The 20,911-nt window shown below is 62.8% G+C and carries 17 protein-coding genes, 1 tRNA gene and 1 pseudogene; 11 read left to right on the top strand and 8 right to left on the bottom strand.

Annotation, left to right across the window (positions count from 1 at the left end; translation table 11 throughout):
* Positions 1–43: 43 nt before the first annotated feature.
* Positions 44–877 (bottom strand): hypothetical protein, encoded by an 834-nt coding sequence (locus ABJ196_RS01615; RefSeq protein WP_257045830.1) that lies wholly within the window; start codon positions 875–877, stop codon positions 44–46.
* A gap of 68 nt (positions 878–945) precedes the next feature.
* On the opposite strand from ABJ196_RS01615, the gene ABJ196_RS01610 reads away from it, so the two are divergent.
* Entirely contained in the window at positions 946–1,464 is a 519-nt protein-coding gene (locus tag ABJ196_RS01610) for a YgjP-like metallopeptidase domain-containing protein (protein WP_347304932.1), read from the top strand.
* Between the two features lie 36 nt (positions 1,465–1,500).
* On the opposite strand, the gene ABJ196_RS01605 is transcribed toward ABJ196_RS01610, so the two are convergent.
* The gene (locus tag ABJ196_RS01605; RefSeq protein ID WP_257069723.1) at positions 1,501–2,907 is read right to left on the bottom strand and encodes a zinc-dependent metalloprotease; all 1,407 of its coding nucleotides are present in this window, start codon (positions 2,905–2,907) and stop codon (positions 1,501–1,503) included.
* Between the two features lie 93 nt (positions 2,908–3,000).
* Between ABJ196_RS01605 and ABJ196_RS01600 the strand changes: the two genes are divergently transcribed.
* Complete coding sequence (locus tag ABJ196_RS01600; protein ID WP_347304931.1) at positions 3,001–4,128, top strand: PDZ domain-containing protein; 1,128 nt, start codon at positions 3,001–3,003, stop codon at positions 4,126–4,128.
* A gap of 26 nt (positions 4,129–4,154) precedes the next feature.
* Here the strand turns inward: ABJ196_RS01600 and ABJ196_RS01595 are convergent, their stop codons facing one another.
* The 4 genes and pseudogenes from ABJ196_RS01595 to ABJ196_RS01580 all read right to left on the bottom strand — a co-directional run bounded on the left by ABJ196_RS01595 (position 4,155) and on the right by ABJ196_RS01580 (position 7,625).
* Positions 4,155–4,835 carry a beta-N-acetylglucosaminidase gene (locus tag ABJ196_RS01595; protein ID WP_347304930.1) on the bottom strand — a complete coding sequence of 227 codons (681 nt, stop codon included), beginning with the start codon at positions 4,833–4,835 and terminating at the stop codon, positions 4,155–4,157.
* A 136-nt stretch (positions 4,836–4,971) separates the two neighbouring features.
* A pseudogene (locus ABJ196_RS01590) lies at positions 4,972–6,173 on the bottom strand (ISL3 family transposase).
* A gap of 158 nt (positions 6,174–6,331) precedes the next feature.
* Entirely contained in the window at positions 6,332–7,021 is a 690-nt protein-coding gene (locus ABJ196_RS01585; RefSeq protein ID WP_347304929.1) for a hypothetical protein, read from the bottom strand.
* Complete coding sequence (locus ABJ196_RS01580) at positions 7,014–7,625, bottom strand: TetR/AcrR family transcriptional regulator (RefSeq protein WP_026819315.1); 612 nt, start codon at positions 7,623–7,625, stop codon at positions 7,014–7,016. Before ABJ196_RS01580 ends, ABJ196_RS01585 begins: the two co-directional genes overlap by 8 nt.
* 338 nt (positions 7,626–7,963) lie before the next feature.
* Here ABJ196_RS01580 and ABJ196_RS01575 point away from each other — a divergent pair, with 338 nt between their 5' ends.
* Positions 7,964–8,851, top strand: coding sequence for an IS5 family transposase (locus ABJ196_RS01575; protein WP_347305020.1), 888 nt, complete (start codon positions 7,964–7,966; stop codon positions 8,849–8,851).
* A gap of 6 nt (positions 8,852–8,857) precedes the next feature.
* Here the strand turns inward: ABJ196_RS01575 and ABJ196_RS01570 are convergent, their stop codons facing one another.
* A complete protein-coding gene (locus tag ABJ196_RS01570; RefSeq protein ID WP_347304928.1) occupies positions 8,858–9,415 on the bottom strand; it encodes a PPA1309 family protein in 558 nt (185 codons plus the stop codon).
* 124 nt (positions 9,416–9,539) lie between these two features.
* Here ABJ196_RS01570 and ABJ196_RS01565 point away from each other — a divergent pair, with 124 nt between their 5' ends.
* From ABJ196_RS01565 to ABJ196_RS01545, 5 genes are all read left to right on the top strand, one after another.
* A complete protein-coding gene (locus ABJ196_RS01565; protein WP_347304927.1) occupies positions 9,540–12,509 on the top strand; it encodes a UPF0182 family protein in 2,970 nt (989 codons plus the stop codon).
* A gap of 152 nt (positions 12,510–12,661) precedes the next feature.
* Positions 12,662–12,738 (top strand) — tRNA-Met (locus tag ABJ196_RS01560).
* 112 nt (positions 12,739–12,850) lie between these two features.
* Positions 12,851–13,471: a Type 1 glutamine amidotransferase-like domain-containing protein gene (locus ABJ196_RS01555; RefSeq protein ID WP_347304926.1), complete on the top strand. Its 621-nt coding sequence runs from the start codon at positions 12,851–12,853 to the stop codon at positions 13,469–13,471.
* 217 nt (positions 13,472–13,688) lie between these two features.
* Complete coding sequence (locus ABJ196_RS01550) at positions 13,689–15,158, top strand: lamin tail domain-containing protein (protein ID WP_347304925.1); 1,470 nt, start codon at positions 13,689–13,691, stop codon at positions 15,156–15,158.
* Between the two features lie 261 nt (positions 15,159–15,419).
* Positions 15,420–16,898, top strand: a complete 1,479-nt coding sequence (locus tag ABJ196_RS01545; protein WP_347304924.1) for a DASS family sodium-coupled anion symporter — start codon at positions 15,420–15,422, stop codon at positions 16,896–16,898.
* Between the two features lie 386 nt (positions 16,899–17,284).
* On the opposite strand, the gene ABJ196_RS01540 is transcribed toward ABJ196_RS01545, so the two are convergent.
* Complete coding sequence (locus ABJ196_RS01540; RefSeq protein WP_347304923.1) at positions 17,285–18,079, bottom strand: ADP-ribosylglycohydrolase family protein; 795 nt, start codon at positions 18,077–18,079, stop codon at positions 17,285–17,287.
* A gap of 245 nt (positions 18,080–18,324) precedes the next feature.
* Between ABJ196_RS01540 and ABJ196_RS01535 the strand changes: the two genes are divergently transcribed.
* The 3 genes from ABJ196_RS01535 to ABJ196_RS01525 are packed head-to-tail and all read left to right on the top strand — an operon-like array spanning position 18,325 to position 20,875.
* Positions 18,325–19,158, top strand: coding sequence for a MetQ/NlpA family ABC transporter substrate-binding protein (locus tag ABJ196_RS01535; RefSeq protein ID WP_347304922.1), 834 nt, complete (start codon positions 18,325–18,327; stop codon positions 19,156–19,158).
* 18 nt (positions 19,159–19,176) lie between these two features.
* On the top strand, positions 19,177–20,196 hold the full coding sequence (locus ABJ196_RS01530; RefSeq protein ID WP_347304921.1) for a methionine ABC transporter ATP-binding protein: 1,020 nt from the start codon (positions 19,177–19,179) through the stop codon (positions 20,194–20,196).
* Positions 20,197–20,212: 16 nt separating this feature from the next.
* Positions 20,213–20,875: a methionine ABC transporter permease gene (locus ABJ196_RS01525; RefSeq protein ID WP_347305019.1), complete on the top strand. Its 663-nt coding sequence runs from the start codon at positions 20,213–20,215 to the stop codon at positions 20,873–20,875.
* The last annotated feature ends 36 nt before the right edge of the window (positions 20,876–20,911 follow it).

The raw sequence follows: 20,911 nt of genomic DNA, 5'->3' as shown, positions 1-20,911 counted from the left end.
CATCGCGCACCGCCCCGGCCAGCAGGCCGGGGTTTCGTGCGTTTTAGGCCTCCGCCTGGAAGCACGCCGGGCAGCGCGCATGCGGCTCAAGGAACTGCTGGTGCGTGCGGCCAAAGACGTCAATCTCGCGTACCTCGCCGGGCATCCAGCGCACCGGCGTCGCGCCGGGCAGGCCTGGCCTTCCCACGAGGTGGCGCGCGGCGGCCACGATGTGCGCGACACCGGCCAGCGCCACGAGGGAGTCGAGCGAGTCCGTGGGATGCCGCTGGTCCGTCACCGTGACCCAGTGCGGGTCCGCGTCCGTGCGGTGCAAGCTAAAGCACAGCGGGCAAGGCCCCTTGCCGTGCGTGTGGAAGGGGCCCAGCAACACGCGGGTATCGAAGGTCGTGACCGGCAGCCACGTGCTGGGCATCGAGCGGATAATCCGCGCGAGCATGGCCATGTGGCGGTCCTCGTCGATGCACAGGACGGGCACGTCCGGGTCGATGCGCTGCACGTAGTGGGCGGTGAGCTCGCCCAAACGTGGCCGACGCACGCGAAAGCCATCCGCGCGCAGCGCATCGCAGACCTGTAGAGCAAGCGGAGACATGCCCAGCACGTAGATGGCGTCTGGTGGACGCAGCGGCTGCCACAGACCAAAGGACACGAGCTCGTCCACGAGGCTTGGGGCGCCGTCGCCCACGCCTGCCGCGCGCAGCTGATAAACGAAGCGCTCGCGCGAGACCGAACCATCGAGCTGGCGCAGCGCGCGGGCTACGGCGGCGGCATCGGCAACTTCGATAAGCCCCGCGCGCGTCGCGTCGAAACCGAACTGGATGGCGCCGGGATCGCGCACAATGATGCGGACCCCGGGCGTGCGGCGATACAGATCCCCCATGACACTTCCCCCTAGCGTTTAAACAGTGCGACTGCGAGTCTAGCTGAGCCGGAGGTAGACTGCCCGCTATGGAAGAAAGCGCACGTCCGCCGGTCAAAGTCATTCGCTCCGCCCGGCGCCGCCGCACCATCGAGGCGCGGTTTAAAGACAGCGTGTTGGAGGTCCGCATCCCCGCGCGCCTGTCCAAGGCCGAGGAGGAGCGCGCCGTGGAGGACATGCTGGCGCGCGCCATGAAGAAGCGCAAGGCCGCCCCGCTTTCCGATGCCGCCCTGAGCGACCGCGCCGCACTTCTCAACGCCGAAATCCTCGAGGGCCACGCGCGGTGGACGTCTATCCGATGGGTGGGGAATATGACCACGCGCTGGGCGAGCTGCACAACGTCCACGGGCGCGATTCGTGTGAGCGACAGGCTTCAGCACGTGCCCGATTATGTGCTGGATGCGGTGCTCGTCCACGAACTCACACATACCTTTGTGCCCAACCACAGCCGCGAGTTCTGGGAGTGGGCGGACCGCGCGCCGCGTGCCGAGCGTGCGAAAGGCTTTCTCGAGGCCTACCAACGCTTCGGGCCGGGCGGCGAGCGCTAGCTCAGCCACCCGGCCCGAGGCAGGGGAGAGGTACGACTACTCGTCGTCCTCGGGATCCTTGTCCTTCTTCTCGGCGTCGTCGTTGTTCCCGTCCGTGTCTTCGGCGCCGCCCTCACCGCGGAGCATCTCCTCGAGCTTCGCGAACTCGGCCTCGAAGTCATCTGCCGGGGCGTCATCGAGCAGCGTATCGATGAACTCGGCCGGGTTCTCGATGTTTTCTGCAGTCGGCAGGAAGTCCGGGTGGTCCCAGGCCGTATCGCGCTTGGTGGAGCCCACCGCGATGGTGGAGCGGCGCCACAGCTCGGCGGCCTTGGCAATCTGCGGGGCACCGATCTCGATGCCCACGACCTTGCTCAGCGCGTGCTCGGCCGAGCCGCCGGAGGCGATGCGGCGCGCCCACGCGGAATTCATGGTCGCCACGGACGGAATGCGCTCCGTGAGCGCCTCGGTGACGACGACGTCGACCCAGCCCTCGACGAGCGCGAGGAGGGTTTCCAGGCGCGTGGTGGCGGACGCGTTGCGCGAGGTGATGCGTGGCGTGAGGTCCATTCCCTGCAGCTTGGCCATCGCGTCCTGGATGGCCTGCGGGTCGCCGGACTCGAGGTTGAGCTCACGCGTGGCTTCCTCGATGTGCGAGGTGTCGATGACCAGGCCCACGGCGTATTCCTCCACGGCGGAGACGACACGCTCGACAAGCCACGGCACGTGGGTGAACAAGCGCTGGCGGGCGGCCTCGCGGGCCGCGATGTAGACGAGGATTTCCTGCGCCGGGACCGTGAGATCGCGCGAGATGGCCTCGATATTCTTCGGCAGTAGCGCCGTCACACCAGCCGGGGAGACCGGCAGGCCGAAGTCTGCGCCCGTGATGGCGGACTTGGCGAGCTCGGCCAGCGAGCCACCCAGCTGCATGCCGGTGTTCATGCCGGACATCTGGCGCATCATATTCGCCATCGGGCCCATCATCTCGCGGGCTTCCTCCGGCATGGATTCGAGCTGTGCCTCATTCATATGCTCCGCAACCGGCGTCACGAGACGCTGCCAGATGGGCATGGTGTTCTCGAGCCAGTCCTCCGAGCTCCATGCGGCGACGCGCCCTCCTGCGGTGGGCAGCGCGGTGGCATCGTCAAGCCAGAGCTCCGCCAAGCGCACGGCCTCCTCGACGGCGCGGACATCCGCGTCCGAGGGCTTGGCCGTGGTGCCGAGCTGCTGGCGCGCGATGCGCTGCGCCATCTCGAAGTTCACGGGGCCGGAATTCTCCGGGTTATTCATGGACGAGCCCATGCCGGAGAGCATCTGGCCGAACTGGTTGAGCATGTCGCCCAAGCCACCGGCGCCAGGGCCGCCGAATCCAAACGCACCAAACGGGTTGTCGCCGCGGCGGTTGTTGTCATCGTCGTCGTCGCCATTGTTGTTGGGGAAGGAAAAACCGAATCCATTGCTCATGCCTTCCCAATGTACCGGCCCAGGCGCGGCAGATGGGCCGCATGCAAGCTCGAAATACAACGCTTTGAGCGATCACGGGTAGGCTGTTCATTCGTGAATTCAGCATCGAAGCGCCGCCTGCGGACCGTGACCTGGGGAGCCATCCCTGTTCTCGTGCTCGCTGCGGCCGTGAGCCTCGACCACGTTCCCGGCACGGATATCTCGCTCACCGTGCCTTATGCCGCCGAGGGCCCCGGTCCCACCGTGGATACGCTCGGCGAGGTTGAGGGCGTCCAGGTCGTCGACGTCGAGTCGACGGAAGGCAAGACCGAGGTCGAGCAGCCCAAGGGCCAGCTCAATATGACGACGGTCTCGGTGCGCACCAACATGTCGCTCGCGCAGGTCATCGCGCGCTGGGCCTCGACGGATGACACCATCGTCCCCGTCGAGCAGATCATCCCGCAGGATATGACGCAGGAAGAAGTCACTGAGGCCAACGAGGCCCAGTTCACCCAGTCCGAGTCTGCCGCGACCGTCGCCGCGATGGACTACCTGGGCAAACCCGTGGAAATTGTCGTCGCCAAGGTTATGGATGACGCCGCGGCCGCAGGAGCCCTCGAGGCCGGCGATATCCTCACCTCCGTCGACGGGCAGGCCGTCTCCAAGCCGGAGGAAGCGCAGAAGCTCATCCAGGCCAAGGCGCCGGGCGACGAGGTAAAACTCGGCTTCAAGCGCGCGGCGGATGAGTCCGCGCAGCCGGATGACAAGGCCGACGCCGCCAAGGACGCCAAGGAGCAGACTGCGACCGTGACGCTCGGCGAGAACCCGAATGACAAGAAGCAGGCCCTGCTTGGCATCCTCATGTCCTCCCAGCCGGTCACCGACGTCGAGGTCACCTACAACCTGCAAGACATTGGCGGTCCTTCGGCCGGCATGATGTTCTCGCTCGCCGTCATCGACAAGCTTTCGCCCGGCGACCTCACCGGCGATCACTTTGTGGCAGGCACCGGCACCATCGCCGAGGATGGCACGGTGGGCCCCATCGGCGGCATCGTGCACAAGGTGCGCGCGGCGCGCGACGCGGGCGCAGAACTCTTCCTTGCCCCCAGCAGCAATTGTGCGGAAGCCATGAGCCGCGATACCGGCGACATGGTCATCGCGTCAGTGGACACCATCGCGGATGCCGTCGCAGCTATGGACGCCTTCGCCCACGGCGGCGAGGTGAAGACCTGCCAGCCCTAACCCGCCGACTTTAATGGCGCGGTCGGTTATTCTTCCTCGGCGTCGACGCCGTCGAGGAGGCCGAGCTCGCGGATCTTGTCCTTGGGATCCTGTTCGTCGGTGCTCGTCATCTGCTGCATGACGAGGCCTTCGTCATTGTCGACGACCGTGATGATGGCGGTGGAGCCGAACATCGTCCAGCCCACAAGGCGCACGTCATCGTTGTAGAGCAGGCGCGAGGACTTGAGCTCCTCGAGCAGCTGCGTCGTCTGCGCGGCCTTGGTCTCGGACTTCGAGAACTGGAACTGGCCGACCTCAGGGCCCGAGCAGTTGTAGGAATCCGTAAGTCCCGCGCTGTCGCATTCTTCTAGCTCGTCGAAGAGCGAGCGGGGGGCCAGCGTGCCAAAGATTTTCGCGACGTCCTCGACGGAGTCCGCGCGCGAGGAGCGCGACGCCGAGGACGACGTGGTGGCGCTAGAAGAAGACGGCTCCGAGGACTCAGATGCCGACGACGTCGACGAGGACGTCGACGCGGAGGTCGTCTCCGCGGGCGAGGAGGTGCTCGACGCCGAAGTGGAGGTCACAGTGGGGGACGCCGGAGCAGCGGGGGCGGGGGTCCCCGGCGGGGTATCGGCGGTGTCACCGGAGCCGCAGCCAACGAGGAGGGCAGGGGCGAGCGCGACCGCGGCGAGACGGGCGAGCGGGTGGGCGGCGGAAACGTGGCGCACGAGAGCCTCCTGAGACGAGTTGTCCTGTAAGTGAAGTCTTCTATCAGTCTAGAGGACGGGGCTAGGTCCTGTTACGAAAGTGGTGGGAGTCGGGATGTCGGGTGGAAAATAGGGGCTCTCCTGACTGATCCGTGGGTCATGACCGGCCGGGAAGTTCAGGTCGATGGCCGCCAAGGTTGAGCATCGCGAGGGCGATCAGGGCGTCGGGGGTGGCGAAGCCAAAGGCCATCCGGGTGATCAGTCGGACCTTGGTGTTGACCGATTCGATGCGTCCGTTGGACAGGCCATGTTCGATCGCGGCGAGGATCGAGTCGCGGTGCCGCACGATCCTGCGCTGCAGTGTCACGAACGCCGGGATCCGGCAGCGGCGGGCCCAACCGATCCACCGGCTCAGGGCCGCGACGGCTTCCTCGTAGGGTAGCTGGAAGATCAGCCGCAGACCCTCCTTGAGTAGGTACGCGCGGTGCAGCCCCTGGTCGGTCTTGACGATCCAGTCCAGCTTCGCCTGCTGCTTTTCGGTGAGGTTCGAGGGGTTCTTCCATAGCGCGTACCGAGAGTTTTTGAGCAGCTTCGCCGTGCCCCGCGAGCGACTGGCCTTACGCCGTCCGACCGCGCCCCGTGCGGTGTTCCACGCATCGCGGCGGACCTCATCGAGGGCCTCGGTAGCCCACTTGACGATGTGGAAGGGATCGGCACACCGCACGGCGTTGCCGCACCGCTCGGCGACCACATCGCTGATCCAGTCCGCTCCATCGGCCGAGACGTGAGTGATGGCCCCGCACCGGTCCTCACCTGCTACCTGCCCGGACTCTTCAAGGGCGTCGAAGAACCTGCGCAGGGTGGCCTTGTCCCGCCCGGGCGCGGCCCACACCAACCGGCCAGTGTCGTGGTCGACCACCACGGTCAAGTAGCGATGGCCCTTCTTGTACGAGATCTCATCGATCCCGATCCGCGAGAGGTTTGCGAACCGGTCATGGACGTCCTCGACATCGGCCCACACGCGGGTGATGATCGAGCCCACGGTGCGCCAGGCGATCCGCATCAGTTCACACGCCGCGGACTTCGAGCACTTGGTCGCCAGCCACGCCACCTGCTCATCGAACGCGTGGGTGTGCCCCGCACCGTGCCGCGCCCAGGGCACGTGCGCGACCACCACCCCATGGTCGGGGCACTGCACACGTGGTGCGTCGGCCTCCGGCAGCGCCCGCACCGTCGCCTTGCGCCCTTGTGAGGCCGCACTTCGGCGATCAACGCCTGCTCGTCCTCGTCGAACTCGACGTCCTCGACCACACTGCGTTCGAGTCCGAGCAGGCAACGCCATAGAGTGACATTCTGCATGCCATTCTCCTGCCTACAGTTCTTGGATCGGCTCCCGGTACCAGTAGGGCCGTTCGCCGCCCTCGCTGGCAGGTCCGTGACTGCGGGTGCGGCCGTAAGATTCGAGGTTCAGGAGGGCGGCTGCGTCAGCGACCAAGCTGGTGGCATTCTCGTGAACATCACCTTTGGTCGGGCACGACCCGGTACTGCTGGGCGTCGTTGCGGTCGCGCACGACGATGCCGAGGTCGCGAAGGTCGTCGCGGGCGTCCTCGGCCGCTCCGAATCGCTTGTCGGCAAGAGCACGCTGTCTGGCACGCAACAGGTCCTGTACTCGGTCGCTCAGCTGGCCGTTGCCGTCGACCCACGTCTCGAAGGCGTGTTCGTGAGGGTCGGCGGTCCCTTGCCAGTGGTAGCCGAATCCTACGAATGCCTGACGCAGCCGGGGGAGGAGCATCTTGTCGGCCTTGGCACGCAGCAGCTCGTTCGTGTGCTCGTCGACCAGGATCAGGTCTCGGCCATCGCTGAAGACCTCGTCGATCCGATCACGGGCGACATGGCTGCCGGCCCCGCCTCGCTGCACGGTCACGCCGTCGGGCGAGACGGTAATGATGCCGTTCTCCTTCTGCCACTCTCGCGTGATCCAGAAGCCGAGCCCCAGTCCGGCGATGGTCAGCGCAGGAATTGCCCACATCAGGGGCAGTCCGGCGGCCAGGCGCAGCGGGCCGGGAGCATCGCCGGCCAGGCCGAGCAGCCAGTTCACGATCGGGCCGATGACGAACGCTGCCCCGAATCCCAGCACCGCCCCTGCGATGCGAACACCCACGATCCATCTGGTCGGAATCGCGATGGCGACATGATTCTCAGTCACGGTGGTCCACTCCTTGCGACGGAAACGTCGTCAGATAACCCATGGCGGTGCGCCGCAGTTCGGGCAGCGGCGAGTAGCCAGGGCGGGCGTTGAGATAGGTGGCATCCACGATGGCCTGCAACCATGTCGCCGTCTGGATCGGATCCAGGGCGGGATCGATGTCACCGTCGTCGATTCCTCGCACGATCAGCACTGCCAGGCCGTCGCGCACCACCTCTGAGGTGCGCCCGACTACCGCAATCAAGTCGGGGTCATGCTCGGCACGGCGCAGCAGCTCGACGAGCATCCCAGAAGCGCCGGGATCGATGGCATCCTTCGCCAGCTCGCCAAGAACATCGAGAATCGCCGATACCGGTTCCTTAGCGTCGGCATGCCGGGCTATCAAGGCCTCCGCGGCGGGCAGGTCGCGCTCGAAGACCGCCCGGAACAGTGCCGCCTTGTCGTTGAAGTAGTAGAAGACGCTGGCCGGACTGATGCCTACGGCTGTTGCGATCTCCGCCACGCTCGTGCGCTCATAGCCCTGTGCTGCGAACAGTCGGCCCGCCTGGGCTGCGATCTGCTCCCGCTTCTGCGCGATCCGCTCCTGATCCGCTCGCCTCGCCACACCACTCCAATCATTGTCTGATCAATCAGTCACAGAATACTCTGGCGGACAGGCCAGCGGCAAATGCCGAGGTCATGCCTAACCCCCACCTGCAACAACGTCGGGGACGATAAGTTCCGCGGCCACTCGTTGACTCCCGTTCAACATCGGAGCAGTCTCGTCAGGCGACGTCACTGACGGGGGTGAATCTTCTCAGGCCCAGAACCTAACGGGGGGGCGGCGTGCAGCTCCTTCAGACGCCCGGAACCACCCACGGATACGTCACAAGAGCCAAAATAGGGCGGCCTCCGGTGTAGCGAGGAAGGTGCGAACAATCACTGCTAGACACCGGAGGCCTTATCCCCACCCTAAACGCTGCCAACCGTCACGACCTCACCGACACCCAATGGGACTTCCTGGAAACGCTGCTACCAGCCTCTTCCCGGTATGGTCGGCCTCGACGCTACGGCCTGCGGGATCTGATCAACGGCATCCGACACCGCATCCGGTCTGGCATCCCTTGGCGGGATGTGCCTGACTGCTACGGGCCCTGGTGGCGAATCTATGCCCTGTTTCGTGACTGGCAACTATCAGGCACCTGGTCACAGATCGAAGCCGCCCTCCAGACCCGGGCCGATGGCCAGGGGAAACTCGGATGGGACATCTCCGTCGACTCGACCACAAGCCGGGCGCACATCCACGCCGCCGGGGCCCGTCGAGATTCCTCCGAGCGCCTCGACGGTGAACCGGACAACCATGCCCTCGGCCGGTCCCGGGGCGGGTTCTCCACCAAGATCTACCTGGCCTGTGACCAGCATCTACAGACGGTGTCGTTCACGCTTACCGCCGGGCAGTCCGGCGATAGTCCGCAGCTGATCGAAGTCCTGGAACGAATCCGAGTGGCCCGCCCCGGGCCCGGTCGACCCCGCAGTCTGCCGGATCGGGTGCTGGCGGACAAGGCCTACTCCTCACAGGCAAACCGGTCCTACCTGCGGTGCCGGGGCATCACGACCACAATCCCGGTCAAAAAGGACCAGGTCGCGAACCGTCAGGCCAAAGGGTCTGCCGGTGGCCGGCCACCGGCCTTCGACGCAGAGGCCTACAAGGCCCGCAACGTCGTAGAACGCTGCTTCAACGCGCTCAAGCACAATCGCGGGGTGGCCACCCGCTACGACAAGCTCGCCGTCCGATTCCAGGCAGTCGTCCAGGTCGCGAACATTGACCGCTGGCTGAAACGACTTTCGTAACAGGGCCTAGTAGAGCTCCTCGGGATCCTGCTCCAATCCGTAGCGCAGCGCCGCGATGACGCCGGGTGCGACCTGCGGGCCGCCGCGCAGCTGGATTTCGTCCTGGGCGAAGGGGCCTGCGGCCTCGAGCTCTTCCTCGGTGGGACGCAGCTGCAGCAGGGTCTGTTCAATGCCTTCCTCGCGCAAGACGCCGGAGAAGAGGCGCGCCGGGCGTGGGGCGTCGGCTGGCGCCGACGCGACACTAGCCGACGCGTCGTTTGACGCGGTGTCGCGGAACTTAATCTCCTGGGCCAGGATGACGCCGGCGACCTCGGCGGGCCAGGCCAGGCGCGAGACGTAATCCGCGAGCTGCTCCGAGCCGGCCTCGATGTTGTCCGGCAGATCGTTTTGCACGACGAGGGTCAGCGGCGAGTCATCGAGGGAGTCGAGCGCGTCGACGAGCAGCTCGGAGGGCACGAGGGCGAAGAGGGTAGGGGCGGCGTCCCAGCCCTCCGCGTGGACGAATTCGACGGCCTCGCGCATGGCCTTATTGAGCGCCTGCTGATTGGGGGAGAGGGAACTCATTGATGACCTCATTCGTTAATGCTGTGTTACTTCCTTAAGCTGGAAGACTATACCGTTTGCTCATCTCTTCGATAACTGATTGGAGTTGGCGTTGTCCACCGGACTCACACGACCCAATGCCCCCATGCGACGGCCATCCCGGCTGTTGGCCTGGACCGTCACCATTCTTGGTCTCCTCTTCTTTGTAGGCCCGCTGCTCGTGGGCTTCTACACGGACTGGAAGTGGTTCGGTGCGATTGATTATCGCGGCGTCTTCACCACGACGGTGCTCGCACGCCTCGCGATCTTCTTCGTCACCGCGATCATCGCGGGACTCATCACGTGGGCCGCGGCGTGGTTCGTGTGGCGCGGACGTCCGGATGACCTGGACCTGGGTGATCTCAACTCGCCGGTCTACGCCTACCGCCAGTCCATTGAGAAGTCCATGGGCGCGTTCCTGCGCGTGCTGCCTCTCCTCATCGGCATCGTCGCCGGTTTCCTGGCCCAGTCCAACTGGCGTGCGGTCATGCTGTTTATCAACCGCCAGTCCTTCGGCGTGGACGATCCGCAGTTCCACATGGATCTGGGCTTCTACGCCTTCCAGCTGCCGGTCTACCAGTTTGTGATCTCCACGCTCTCGCTGCTCACCATGCTCGCGTTCCTCATCGCGCTCGTGGGCCACTACGTGCTGGGCGGCATCCGCATTGGCTCCCGCCCGGCGGGCGTGCGCGGCTCCGTCTCACCGGCGGCGCGCAAGCAGCTGGCGATTACCGGCGGCATCTGGATGCTCCTCGAGGTCGCTGGCTACTGGTTTGAGCGCTACGAGCTGCTGTACAGGGACAACTCCATCTTCACTGGTGCCTCCTACACCGATATCAATGCGTACCTGCCGGCGAAGATCATCCTCATGGTCATCGGCGTCTTCGTGGCCATCGCGTTCTTCATGGCCATCGTGATCAAGGACCTGCGCATTCCGGGCCTAGCCGTCGTGCTTATGCTCGTCTCCTCCGTCGTCATCGGCAACGTGTGGCCGGTGCTCATGCAGCGCTTCTCCGTCGACCCGAACCGTCAGGCGAAGGAAGCGGAATCGATTACGCGCAATATCGAGTCCACGAAGTATGCCTACGGCATTGGCGATGACAACGTGACCTACGAGAACAACTGGGGCGCGAAAGACGCGTCGGACGAGGCCGTGGCTTCGGACGAGGCGACGATCAATAACCTGCGCCTGCTCGACCCGGACATCCTGGGTGAGACCTTTACCCAGATGCAGCAGCTGCGCAACTTCTACGGCTTCCCGGACACGCTCGAGATGGACCGCTACGAGATCGACGGCGAGATGCGTGACTTCGTGGTCGCCGCCCGCGAGCTCGACCCCAACGCGCTGAGTGAAAACCAGCTCAACTGGATCAACCGCCACACCGTCTACACCCACGGCAACGGCTTCATCGCGGCCGAGGCCAACAAGGTAGACGAGGTCGCCCGCGACGCCGGCTCCACCCGTGGTGGCTACCCGGTCTTCACCGTCTCTGACCTCCAGACCAAGGCCGGCAAGGAGGCCGAGGGTGAGGGCGAGACCAAGGACGCCGAGTCCTCCCTGGGTATTAACGTCGAGGAGCCGCGCATCTACTTCGGCCCCGTCATCGCCTCGGCGCGCGACGGCCGCGATTACGCCATCGTGGGCAAGACCGGTAACGAGTCCGTCGAATACGACACGGACCAGTCCACCTACACCTACGAGGGCTCCGGCGGCGTCGGCATCGGCAATATTATCGACCGCACGGCGTACGCCCTTAAGTACGGCGAGATGAATTTCCTGCTCTCCGATCGCGTCGGTGCGGAGTCTAAGATCCTCTACGAGCGCGACCCGCGTCAGCGCGTCGAGGAAGTCGCCCCGTGGCTTACCACCGACTCGAAGACCTACCCGGCCGTCATCGACGGCCGTATCAAGTGGATCGTCGACGGCTACACCACGCTGTCCAACTTGCCGTACTCCCAGCGCACCTCGCTCGCGGATGAGACGCAGGACGCGCTCAGCCCCGACGGCACGACGCAGCGCCTCATCAACGACCGGGTGGGCTACATTCGCAACTCCGTGAAGGCCACCGTCGACGCGTATGACGGCTCGGTCTCCCTCTACGAGTTCGACACCGAAGACCCTGTCCTCAAGGCCTGGGAGGGCGTCTTCCCGGGCGTGGTGAAGCCCAGCGAGGAGATCTCTGAGGAGCTGCGCGCCCACTTCCGCTACCCGGAGGACATGTTCAAGGTCCAGCGAAACCTGCTGGCGCGCTACCACGTCTCTGACCCGGGCGTCTTCTTCAACAACGACGCGTTCTGGTCCGTCCCGCAGGATCCCAATGCCGCCGAGGGCACCAACGCTCTGTCTCAGCCGCCGTACTACGTCATGGCCGCTGATCCGGAGACGAAGAAGCCGAGCTTCCAGCTCATCACGACCTTCCGTGGTCTCAAGCGTGAGTTCCTCTCCGCCCACATGACCGCGTCCTCGGATCCAGAAAACTACGGCAAGATCACCGTCCGCGTCCTGCCCACGGACACGCAGACGCTCGGCCCCAAGCAGGCCCAGGACGCCATGATGTCCTCGGACCAGGTCGCCCGCGACCGCTCGCTGTGGGAGTCCACGAACCAGCTGCAGAACGGCAACCTCCTGGCCCTCCCAGTCGGCGACGGCGAGCTGCTCTACTTGGAGCCCATCTACTCCAAGCGTAAGAACCAGGAATCCGCGTTCCCCAAGCTCCTGCGCGTGCTTGTGTCCTACAAGGGCTCCATTGGTTACGCGCCCACCATCTCTGAGGCGCTCAGCCAGGTGGGCATCGACCCGAAGGCCGCTCAGGACATTGAAGAGATCGACGGTGATACCGGCTCCACCGATGCTTCGCCTTCCGATGCCCCCACCTCCGACGATGCCGACAAGGCAACCACCCCTTCGGCTCCGGCGTCCGCGCCGGCGAGCTCCAACGAGGGTGAGGCCATCAACGCCATCAACGACGCGCTCAAGGGCATCGAGGATGCCCGCGACGGCTCCCACGAGGAGTACGGCAAGGCCCTCGACAACCTCGACAAGGCGGTCAAGGAGTACCAGAGCCTCAACAAGTAAGCGCTACCCCGCGTGACACCATCGCCAGGGCTCCCTTTTATACGGGATGCCCTGGCGATTTTGTCTAGTCGGAGACGGTATGTATAGTTATAGGAGTCGCCACGGAGGGCGCAAGCCTTCCAGTCGATAGTGAAACTCTTTGTTTCATGCGTCGCGGGGTGGAGCAGCTCGGTAGCTCGCTGGGCTCATAACCCAGAGGTCGTAGGTTCGAATCCTGCCCCCGCTACCAACTTCCGATTATCCTCTCGTCACCTTCGGGTGGGGAGAGGATTTTCTCGTATTCGGGCACAGTATTGGCCCGCGCTGCTGGTAGGTGAGTCCGGTAATGATAGCGTTCAGGCATGAATATGCTCTTGTTGTCCCTTAACGTGGGCGCGGTCCCAGCCTTCTTGGAGCAGTGCGTGGGTGGGCTCGCCCGGCCACTGCGCCTCGGATACATCACCGATGCAGCGGAGGGGATTCCTTTCGCGGCTGCGGAGCGCGCCGGTGTAGCAGAATTGGGCTTCGAGATCGTGGAGATTTCTGCTCGGAAGGCAACTGCCGCTTCCTTCGCCGAGGTGCTTGGCAGCCTCGATGCCGTGTATGTAGCAGGAGGGGAGACCTTTCTGTTGCTTGAGGCTTTGCGTTCCAACGGCACGGGGGATGTTCTTGCAGAGCGTGTGCGGGCGGGATTGCCTTACATAGGATGTAGCGCAGGTTCGATCATTACGGGGCAGTCGGTAACTCCGGCCGAGTTGATGGACAGCCGTGACGTTGCGCCCGGGCTAAGCAGCGATGACGGGCTTGGCCTCATCGATAAAGCGATCATTCCCCATGCAGACGGAAAGCTTCCACCGTATCCGGCCGAGTTGATTGCGCGCATCGTTGAGACTTACGGGGACAATTATCCGCTGTTGCTGCTGCGTGACGGTCAAGCGCTGCACGTCAGCGGCGCTGCGGCGGAAGTCATCCCTTCGCTGTGACAGACAGTGAGAGTTGATTCACCCAGTGTTTTCCTAGGGAACATTTCCTGATCATGGACCTCCGATACTTTGTTGAGGTTCGTGAAAAGTTAATCTTCCTGGAAAGCGGTCAATAGTGAAGAAGTTCAGGCTCCTCGCAGTACCAGTGGTGGCGTCGGCAGTGTTGTGCAGCAGCGTTGTGGCGGTAGGGGCCACAGAGGTTGAGGGCTCCCCAGTCGTGGTCAACGAAGTCGAGTCCAATGGCGACCCCATCGGTGATTTCGTTGAGTTAGCCAACAAGGACACCAATAATGCGGTGGACATCTCCGGTTGGAGCCTGGTGGATGATAAGGGCAAGAATCCCATTGTCCTACCGAAGGGCACTGAGATCGAATCCGGCGGCTACTACGTCATCTACACGGACGCGGTGGATCATGCCTCGACGAGCAACACCTATGGTGGGGTCGATCACTTCGGCCTTGGCAAGGATGACTCGGTGACACTTAGTGATGCTACTGGCACCGTAGTTGATTCCTATTCGTGGAAAGAACTGGGCAAGCACGCCGAGTACACCTATGGGCGCATTCCGGACATGGTTGGCCAGTTTGCGGAGACTGGGGCTTCGACGCCAGGAGCGCGCAATACTGCGGGTGCGGGCGATGAGGAGCCGGGCCCAGTGCCCAATGCGCAGCTTCCCTTCCACGATGTGGATATCAAGTCGGTGGACTTGGGTGGGGATTTTGCGGGTGAGGATATGTCCGGCGTCGATTTTGATGCGCAGGGCAACGCGTGGATTGCCAACAATGATAAGGGCCATATCTACCGGCTCAACCATGACGCGGCTACGGACCCCTACACGCTGGCGGGACAGTGGGCTACGGGCTATCCAGAAGGCGGCGGCGCACCGGACGCGGAAGGCATAGTCGCCGCGCGCAATGGCGACATCTACCTGGCCACCGAGCGTAACAACGAAAATAAGAAGGCCTCCCGGCCCTCGATTCTTCGATTTGCTAACCCCACTGACAAAGAGGGCACGCAGAACGCGCAGCAGGAGTGGGACCTATCGCAGTTCACCGGAGAAATTCAGCCCAATGGCGGCCTTGAGGCTCTCGCGCAGCTGGAGGACAACGTCTTCGCCGCCGGTGTCGAGGAGACCGGTGACATCCTCGTCGTCGATCTCAGCGAGGATCAACCGAAGCTCTTAGACCGTTATACCTCGCCCTTCGAGGGCGTAATGGCGCTGGATTACAACGCTGATTCCAAGCAGCTCAGCGTCCTCTGTGATGAGGTATGCGGGGGAGCTTCCCAGGTATTGAACTGGGATGGAGAGCGGCTGAGCGCGTCCGATGGAAAGATCTACGAGCGGCCGGAGAACATGGGCAACTTCGCAAATGAGGGTTTTGCCAGCCATACCAGCCAGCTCGAGTGCGAAGCCGGCGGTACTGTGCCAGTGACGAGTTACCTCTGGGCGGATGATGCCGCGACTGACGGTGTATCCCTGCGCTCCGCTCAGGTGCGCCACGGAGATTGCGAGTCCGATCAGACAGGGTCGTCTCACGGTTCTTCTTCCACTGACTTTTCTGCCGGTGGTATCGTGGGAGCCCTCGTCGCCGCGTTGGCAGGTGTGGGCTTGGTCGGCGCATTCGGTGCGATACTCCCGCAGCTTCTGAAGGCATTCCCAGCCCTTAAGGCTTTCTTCCGCCTTTAGTGCGGCACCACTTTTGACTGTGTTCTAAAAGGCAAGCTTCAACGCCCTCGCGTCCCATATGCGAGGGCGTTGATGCACCTCCGGAAGCTGTGGGCAACTACATAGAAGGGCCGCAGGATGCCCGTTTATGTGGGAAAATGCAACAAAACTTGTGCGGTGGGGGACTGTGAAGACTAATCGGATTTCCGTACGGTTTCTTAGCAATGACCTGCGGAGTACCGTAGAAGCCGTGCAGAAAACTCCGAGGAAATGGACACTCTCATGACCGCCCCCACTAAGGCACCAAAAGCCACACAAGTGCCCGAAACAACAGCGAAGCTGTATTTCAATTGGAAGAAGCTCCTCATCCCCCTCGTGGTCGGAGGAGTCATCGCGCTCATTCCGATTCCCGGCGACCTGGAGCCCCGCGCCTGGTACATGTTGGCACTCTTCGTAGCCACTATTGTGGCGATCATCGCCAAGGTTATGCCCATGGGTGCGGTGTGTTTGGTAGCGCTGACACTTTCCGGTTTGCTGGGACTGACGCCCATCAAAGCAGAGCAGGGCGATGTCGGAATGCTTTCCGGATTCGCCAACTCCACCATCTGGCTCATCGGCATCGCGATGTTCCTCTCCCGCGCCGTCATCAAAACTGGGCTAGGCCGGCGCATCGCGCTCTTCTTCATTTCCGTATTCGGCAAGAAGATGATCGGTGTGGCCTATGGATTCGCGCTTGCCGACGTCGTTATCGGCCCCGGCGTCCCCTCCGCCTCCGCGCGTGGCGGCGGCATCATGTACCCGATCATGCAGTCGGTGGCCTCAGCCTATGGATCTGAGGCTGGGCCTACTGCCCGCAAAGCTGGTGCGTTCTTAGCCATCGCCATCTCACAAATCGATGCCATTGTCTGTGCGATGTTCTTGACCGCCATGGCCGGCAACCCGATCATGCAGTCGATGGCCGCTGACTATGACGTGCACATCACTTGGACCTCGTGGTTTGTGGGGGCTGTCGTCCCCGGCATCGTGGCGCTCATCGCCATTCCTTTCTTCCTCTACAAGGTCTATCCGCCAGAGATCAAGGATTCTCCTGAGATCGCCCAGTTTGCCAAGAAAGAACTCAAGGAAATGGGCCACATTTCGCGGGCTGAGGCCATCTTGGCCGCGGACTTCGTGCTACTGCTCTTCCTGTGGGTCGTAGGGGATATGGTCTTCGGCATCAACGCCACCGTCTCCGCTTTCATTGGCCTGGTTATCCTCATGCTGGCCTCCATCATGACCTGGGATGACATCATCAAGGAAAAGGGCGCGTGGAATACCATCTTCTGGTTCGCCGTGCTGGTCATGATGGCTGGAGCTCTGAACACTTATGGTGTGGTCGATTGGATCGCAAGCTCCATCGCTGGCTCCATCGGCGGCCTGTCTTGGCAGCTCGGACTGTTCATCCTGATTCTGGTGTTCTTCTATACCCGTTATCTCTTTGCCTCTGCCACCGCGCATATCGCCGCGATGTACTCGGCCTTCCTCGCCACCGCGATTGCCTTGGGTGCTCCTCCCACCTTGGCGGCCATGGCATTGGCCTACACGGCCTTGCTCAACATGGGCCTGACTCAGTACTCGGGTGGCCCCGGCCCTGCGTTGTTCGGCTCCGGTTATAACTCGACTGGTCAGTGGTGGGGATATAGCTTCTTGTGCTCGATTCCTTCCCTCGTCATTTGGTTCGTCGTCGGAGGTCTGTGGTTCAAGGTTCTTGGCTGGTGGTAATGCTTTCGCTGCTTTAGCAGCCCACGTAGCTGGCCTAAGACCCCTCCGAAAAATGTGTCTGATTCTCGGGGTTGACGCAGACCAGGTGATACAAACCGTGAGTTTATTTCGCCGAAGACGTAATAAACCCGGTTGTGTCCTTTAGTGTGGTGTACGAGTTAGTGAAGTGTCCTGGGTTTTGTTCCTCGGCTTGTGCCTTGATTTCCATTATTTCTTGACCGGGGTGGTGTTCCCACAATTCGGTTTCGACTTCAGCCGGGGTGCGGTAGTCCAAGCTCTGGTGGAGCCGTGATTCGTTCCACCAGTTAACCCACGAGGCCCTACAGTGTTTCGAGGCACGGTGGGAGTGGCCTAGTGACGTCTTTTCTGGGGAATCCGATGGACAGTTAGCGGCGCGCCTCGATGGCGTCGATGACCTCGAGGAACTCCTCCGGCACCGTCTCGCGTGCGTGGTCGACGAAGCGCTGTGGCACCTCGAAGAACTGCTCCGCGACCGCGCCGGTGATAGCGCCCATGGTGTCTGCGTCGCCGCGCAGGTAAATCGTGTTGCGAATGGCGGACTCGAAGTCGTCCGCCTCGAGGAAAGCGATAAGGGACTCAGGGACGGTCTTCTGGCAGGAATCTTCGAAGCCATACCCGGCCGCGCGCAGACCGGCGCACGTCCGGGTGAGGTCGTAACCGTAGGCTCGCGAGATGTACTCGCGAATTTCTGCCGCTGGCGAGCCAGCGCGGGCAAGGTAGCCGGCCGCCGCGGTGGCTTGCGCGCCCTTGATGCCTTCCTCGTGGTTGTGGGTGACGGCCGCGGTGATGCGTGCGAGGTCCTCGGCTTCCTCGAGGCTCCGCGCATAATCGATGACGGCGGAGACGCGCATGGCGGCCCCGTTGCCCCACGAGTTATACGGCTCGCGGTTGCCGGAGCGCAGCCACTCGCTGAAGCGACCGCCATAGGCGCCCTTCGGCGTGGGGTACTTCGCGCCGTAACGATGGAAGGCATCGATAAGCGCCTCAGCGAGCGCCGCCTCCTCGGTGCCTGCCTCGAGCAATGCTGCACCCACGGCAACCGTGAGGATGGAGTCGTCCGTAAAGCTGGAACCCGACGGGAAGAGCTCGAAGTCATACGTGCTCACGGGGTTGAACTCGTAGTCGCTGCCTGCGATGTCTCCAATAATTGCGCCAATCATAGGGGCCTCCTTGAAGGTAGGGAATAGGGGAGTGTGCGGGAAGCGTGGCTGGCAAGGCCGTCGCGCGCACTGTGCCCTTTCATATTATTGCGAGGCGCGACACGGGGGCGTGGGCATTCGAACGACTGTTTCCGTTGCAGCTCTGCGGCCTGTGCATGCTTCTGTATACCTAAAAGTAAAATATTTGCAGACTGCTTGGTCTAAGGGTAATGATATAGGCAGTCTAATTTTAAGGAGTTCCTCTCATGTTCACCTCTCGCACCCGCCGTCGCGTTCTTGCTACTGCGCTTGTTGCTACAACCAGTTTCTCGATGGTTGCTTGCTCCAGCAGCTCCGAGGGCGATGATCAGACGGTGAAGGTCGCCACGTCTCCTGGACCATACTCCGAGCTGTTCAAGGAAGGCGTCGGCCCGGTTCTCGAGGGCGAGGGCTACAAGCTCGAGTACGTGGAGTTCACCGACCTGCAGCAGGCTGATGTCGCCGTGTCCGAAGGCTCTGCCGACCTCAACGTGGACCAGCACATCTCTTACATGGAAAACTTCAACAAGGAGACCAACTCGAACCTGGTCAATCTCACGGATATCCCCACGGTTCCGGCGGGCCTGTACTCGTCCACGCACAAGAGCCTCGACGAGGTGGCCGATGGCCAGACCGTGGGCGTTCCGCAGGATGCGTCCAACCAGTCGCGTGCCTTCCTCATGCTCGAGCAGGCTGGCTGGCTCAAGCTTAAAGAGGATGCGAACAAGTCCACGCTTACCACCAATGATGTGGCAGAAAACCCGCACAACCTGCAGATTAAGCCGATGGACTCCGCCACTATCCCGCGCTCCCTCGATGATCTGGATTGGGGCGTTATCCCGGGTTCCATCTCGTATTCCTCCGGCGTGGACACGAACCTGCAGCTCTTCCAGGAGACCCTGCGTCCCGAGTTGATCCTCCAAGCCGTGACCACTGAGGACAAGAAGGGCTCCGAGTGGGCCAAGGCCGTGGCCGAGGCGTACAAGTCGGACGAGTTCCACTCCTTCCTCGACAAGGAGAATGAGAACGGCTACTGGTTTGTTCCGGACTCCATCAAGTAAGACTGGGCAATTTCTTTTATGACAACGTCTTCTGCAGTATCTTTCCGCGGGCTGGGCAAGTCCTTCGCGGATAAGAATGGCGCGCCCGTCACGGCGCTTGAGAACATCACGTTCGATGTTCCCGAGGGGCAGATCTTCGGCGTCGTCGGTACCTCGGGTGCCGGCAAGTCGACTCTTCTGCGCATGATCAACGGCTTGGAGAAACCCACTACCGGCGTGGTGGAAACCCTGGGCAATGACATGAGCGCGATGTCGCTCAAGGGCCTCCGCGGACTGCGCCGCGAGGTGTCCATGGTCTTCCAGCATTTCAACCTGGTGGGCTCCAAGACGGTGGCAGAAAACGTTGCCATGCCGCTCATCTTGTCCAAGGTGCCCAAGGCGCAGATCACGCAACGCGTCACCGAAGTCCTTGAGCTCGTGGGCCTCGCCGACCGTGCCGATCACAAGCCCTCGCAGCTCTCCGGTGGCCAGCGTCAACGCGTGGGCATCGCTCGTTCGCTCGTGACCAACCCCAAGGTGTTGCTCTGCGATGAGCCGACCAGCGCCCTAGATCCGCTCACCACCTCGCAGATCCTCGATCTGCTGGTGAGTATCAACGAGTCGCTCAACCTCACCATCGTCATCATCACTCACCAGATGGACGTCATATCGCGCATCGCGGATTCTGTCGCAGTGCTTGAAGACGGCAAGCTCCTAGAAATTGGCCCCGTGGAGGAGATCTTCGCGCAGCCGCAGCAGCTGCTCACGCGACGTTTCGTCAACACGGTCATTCCGCAGGAACCGCCGGAGGACTTGGGCCCACACGCCATCCGCGTGGTCTATAGCCACGGCGCGGCGCGCACGCTGCTCCAAGATCTCAACGCGCAGGGCCTCAAAGCCCAGCTTGCAGCCGCCACTGACGCCAAGCTGCGCCGCACCTCGGTCGGTGCGATGGTTCTGGAGCTGGATTCGGAAGCGGACGCACAGCGCGCCCTCGGTGCCCTCGCCGGTGCCGAGCACCTCGACGCAACACTCGTGAAGGGAGCCACTCGTGGGTAATTCACAATCGGGTTGGATGGAAGCCTTTGACACGCGTGTCAGTATCCAGCAGTACATCAATGCCGCTGGTGAGACCGCCTACATGGTGGGCATCTCCATCGCACTGGGTGCCCTCCTCGGCATCCCCCTCGCGCTATTGCTCGTGCTCTACCGTCCCGGTGGACTGCGCGCGAACAAGTACATCTACGGCGTGACGAACGTTGTCGTGAACATCATTCGCTCCGTGCCGTTCATCATCTTGATGGTCGCCATCTTGCCGCTCACCAAGGCTCTCGTCGGCACCTCCATCGGCACGACGGCAGCACTCGTGCCGTTGACGCTCTACATCGCGCCGTTTATCGCGCGTCTTATCGAGACGTCACTCCTCGACGTCGACGAGGGCATCTCCGAGGCCGCCGAGTCCATGGGGGCGACGACGTGGCAAACCATCCGCCATTTCCTCTTACCGGAGGCCAAGTCCTCCATCATCCTGGCGCTTACGACGTCGACCGTCGGCCTTATCGGTGCGACCGCGATGGCCGGCACCATCGGCGGTGGCGGCGTTGGCGACCTCGCTATCTCTTATGGCTATCAGCAGTTCGACAGCTTCGCCATCATCGCGACCGTCGTCATCCTTGTGGTCGTCGTGCAGATTATCCAGTCCTTCGGCAACTGGCTCGCCCGCCGCGCCCGCGACTAGTCTGCACGCCTGTAGACCCAACAGATAGTGTCCGCG

It is taken from the genome of Corynebacterium sp. SA-MJD20WY100 (assembly GCF_039822565.1).
In the GTDB taxonomy this organism is placed as follows: Bacteria; Actinomycetota; Actinomycetes; order Mycobacteriales; family Mycobacteriaceae; genus Corynebacterium; species Corynebacterium phoceense_A.
Note: the sequence above shows the minus strand (reverse complement) of the source record. Positions and strands in the feature narration are given on the sequence as shown.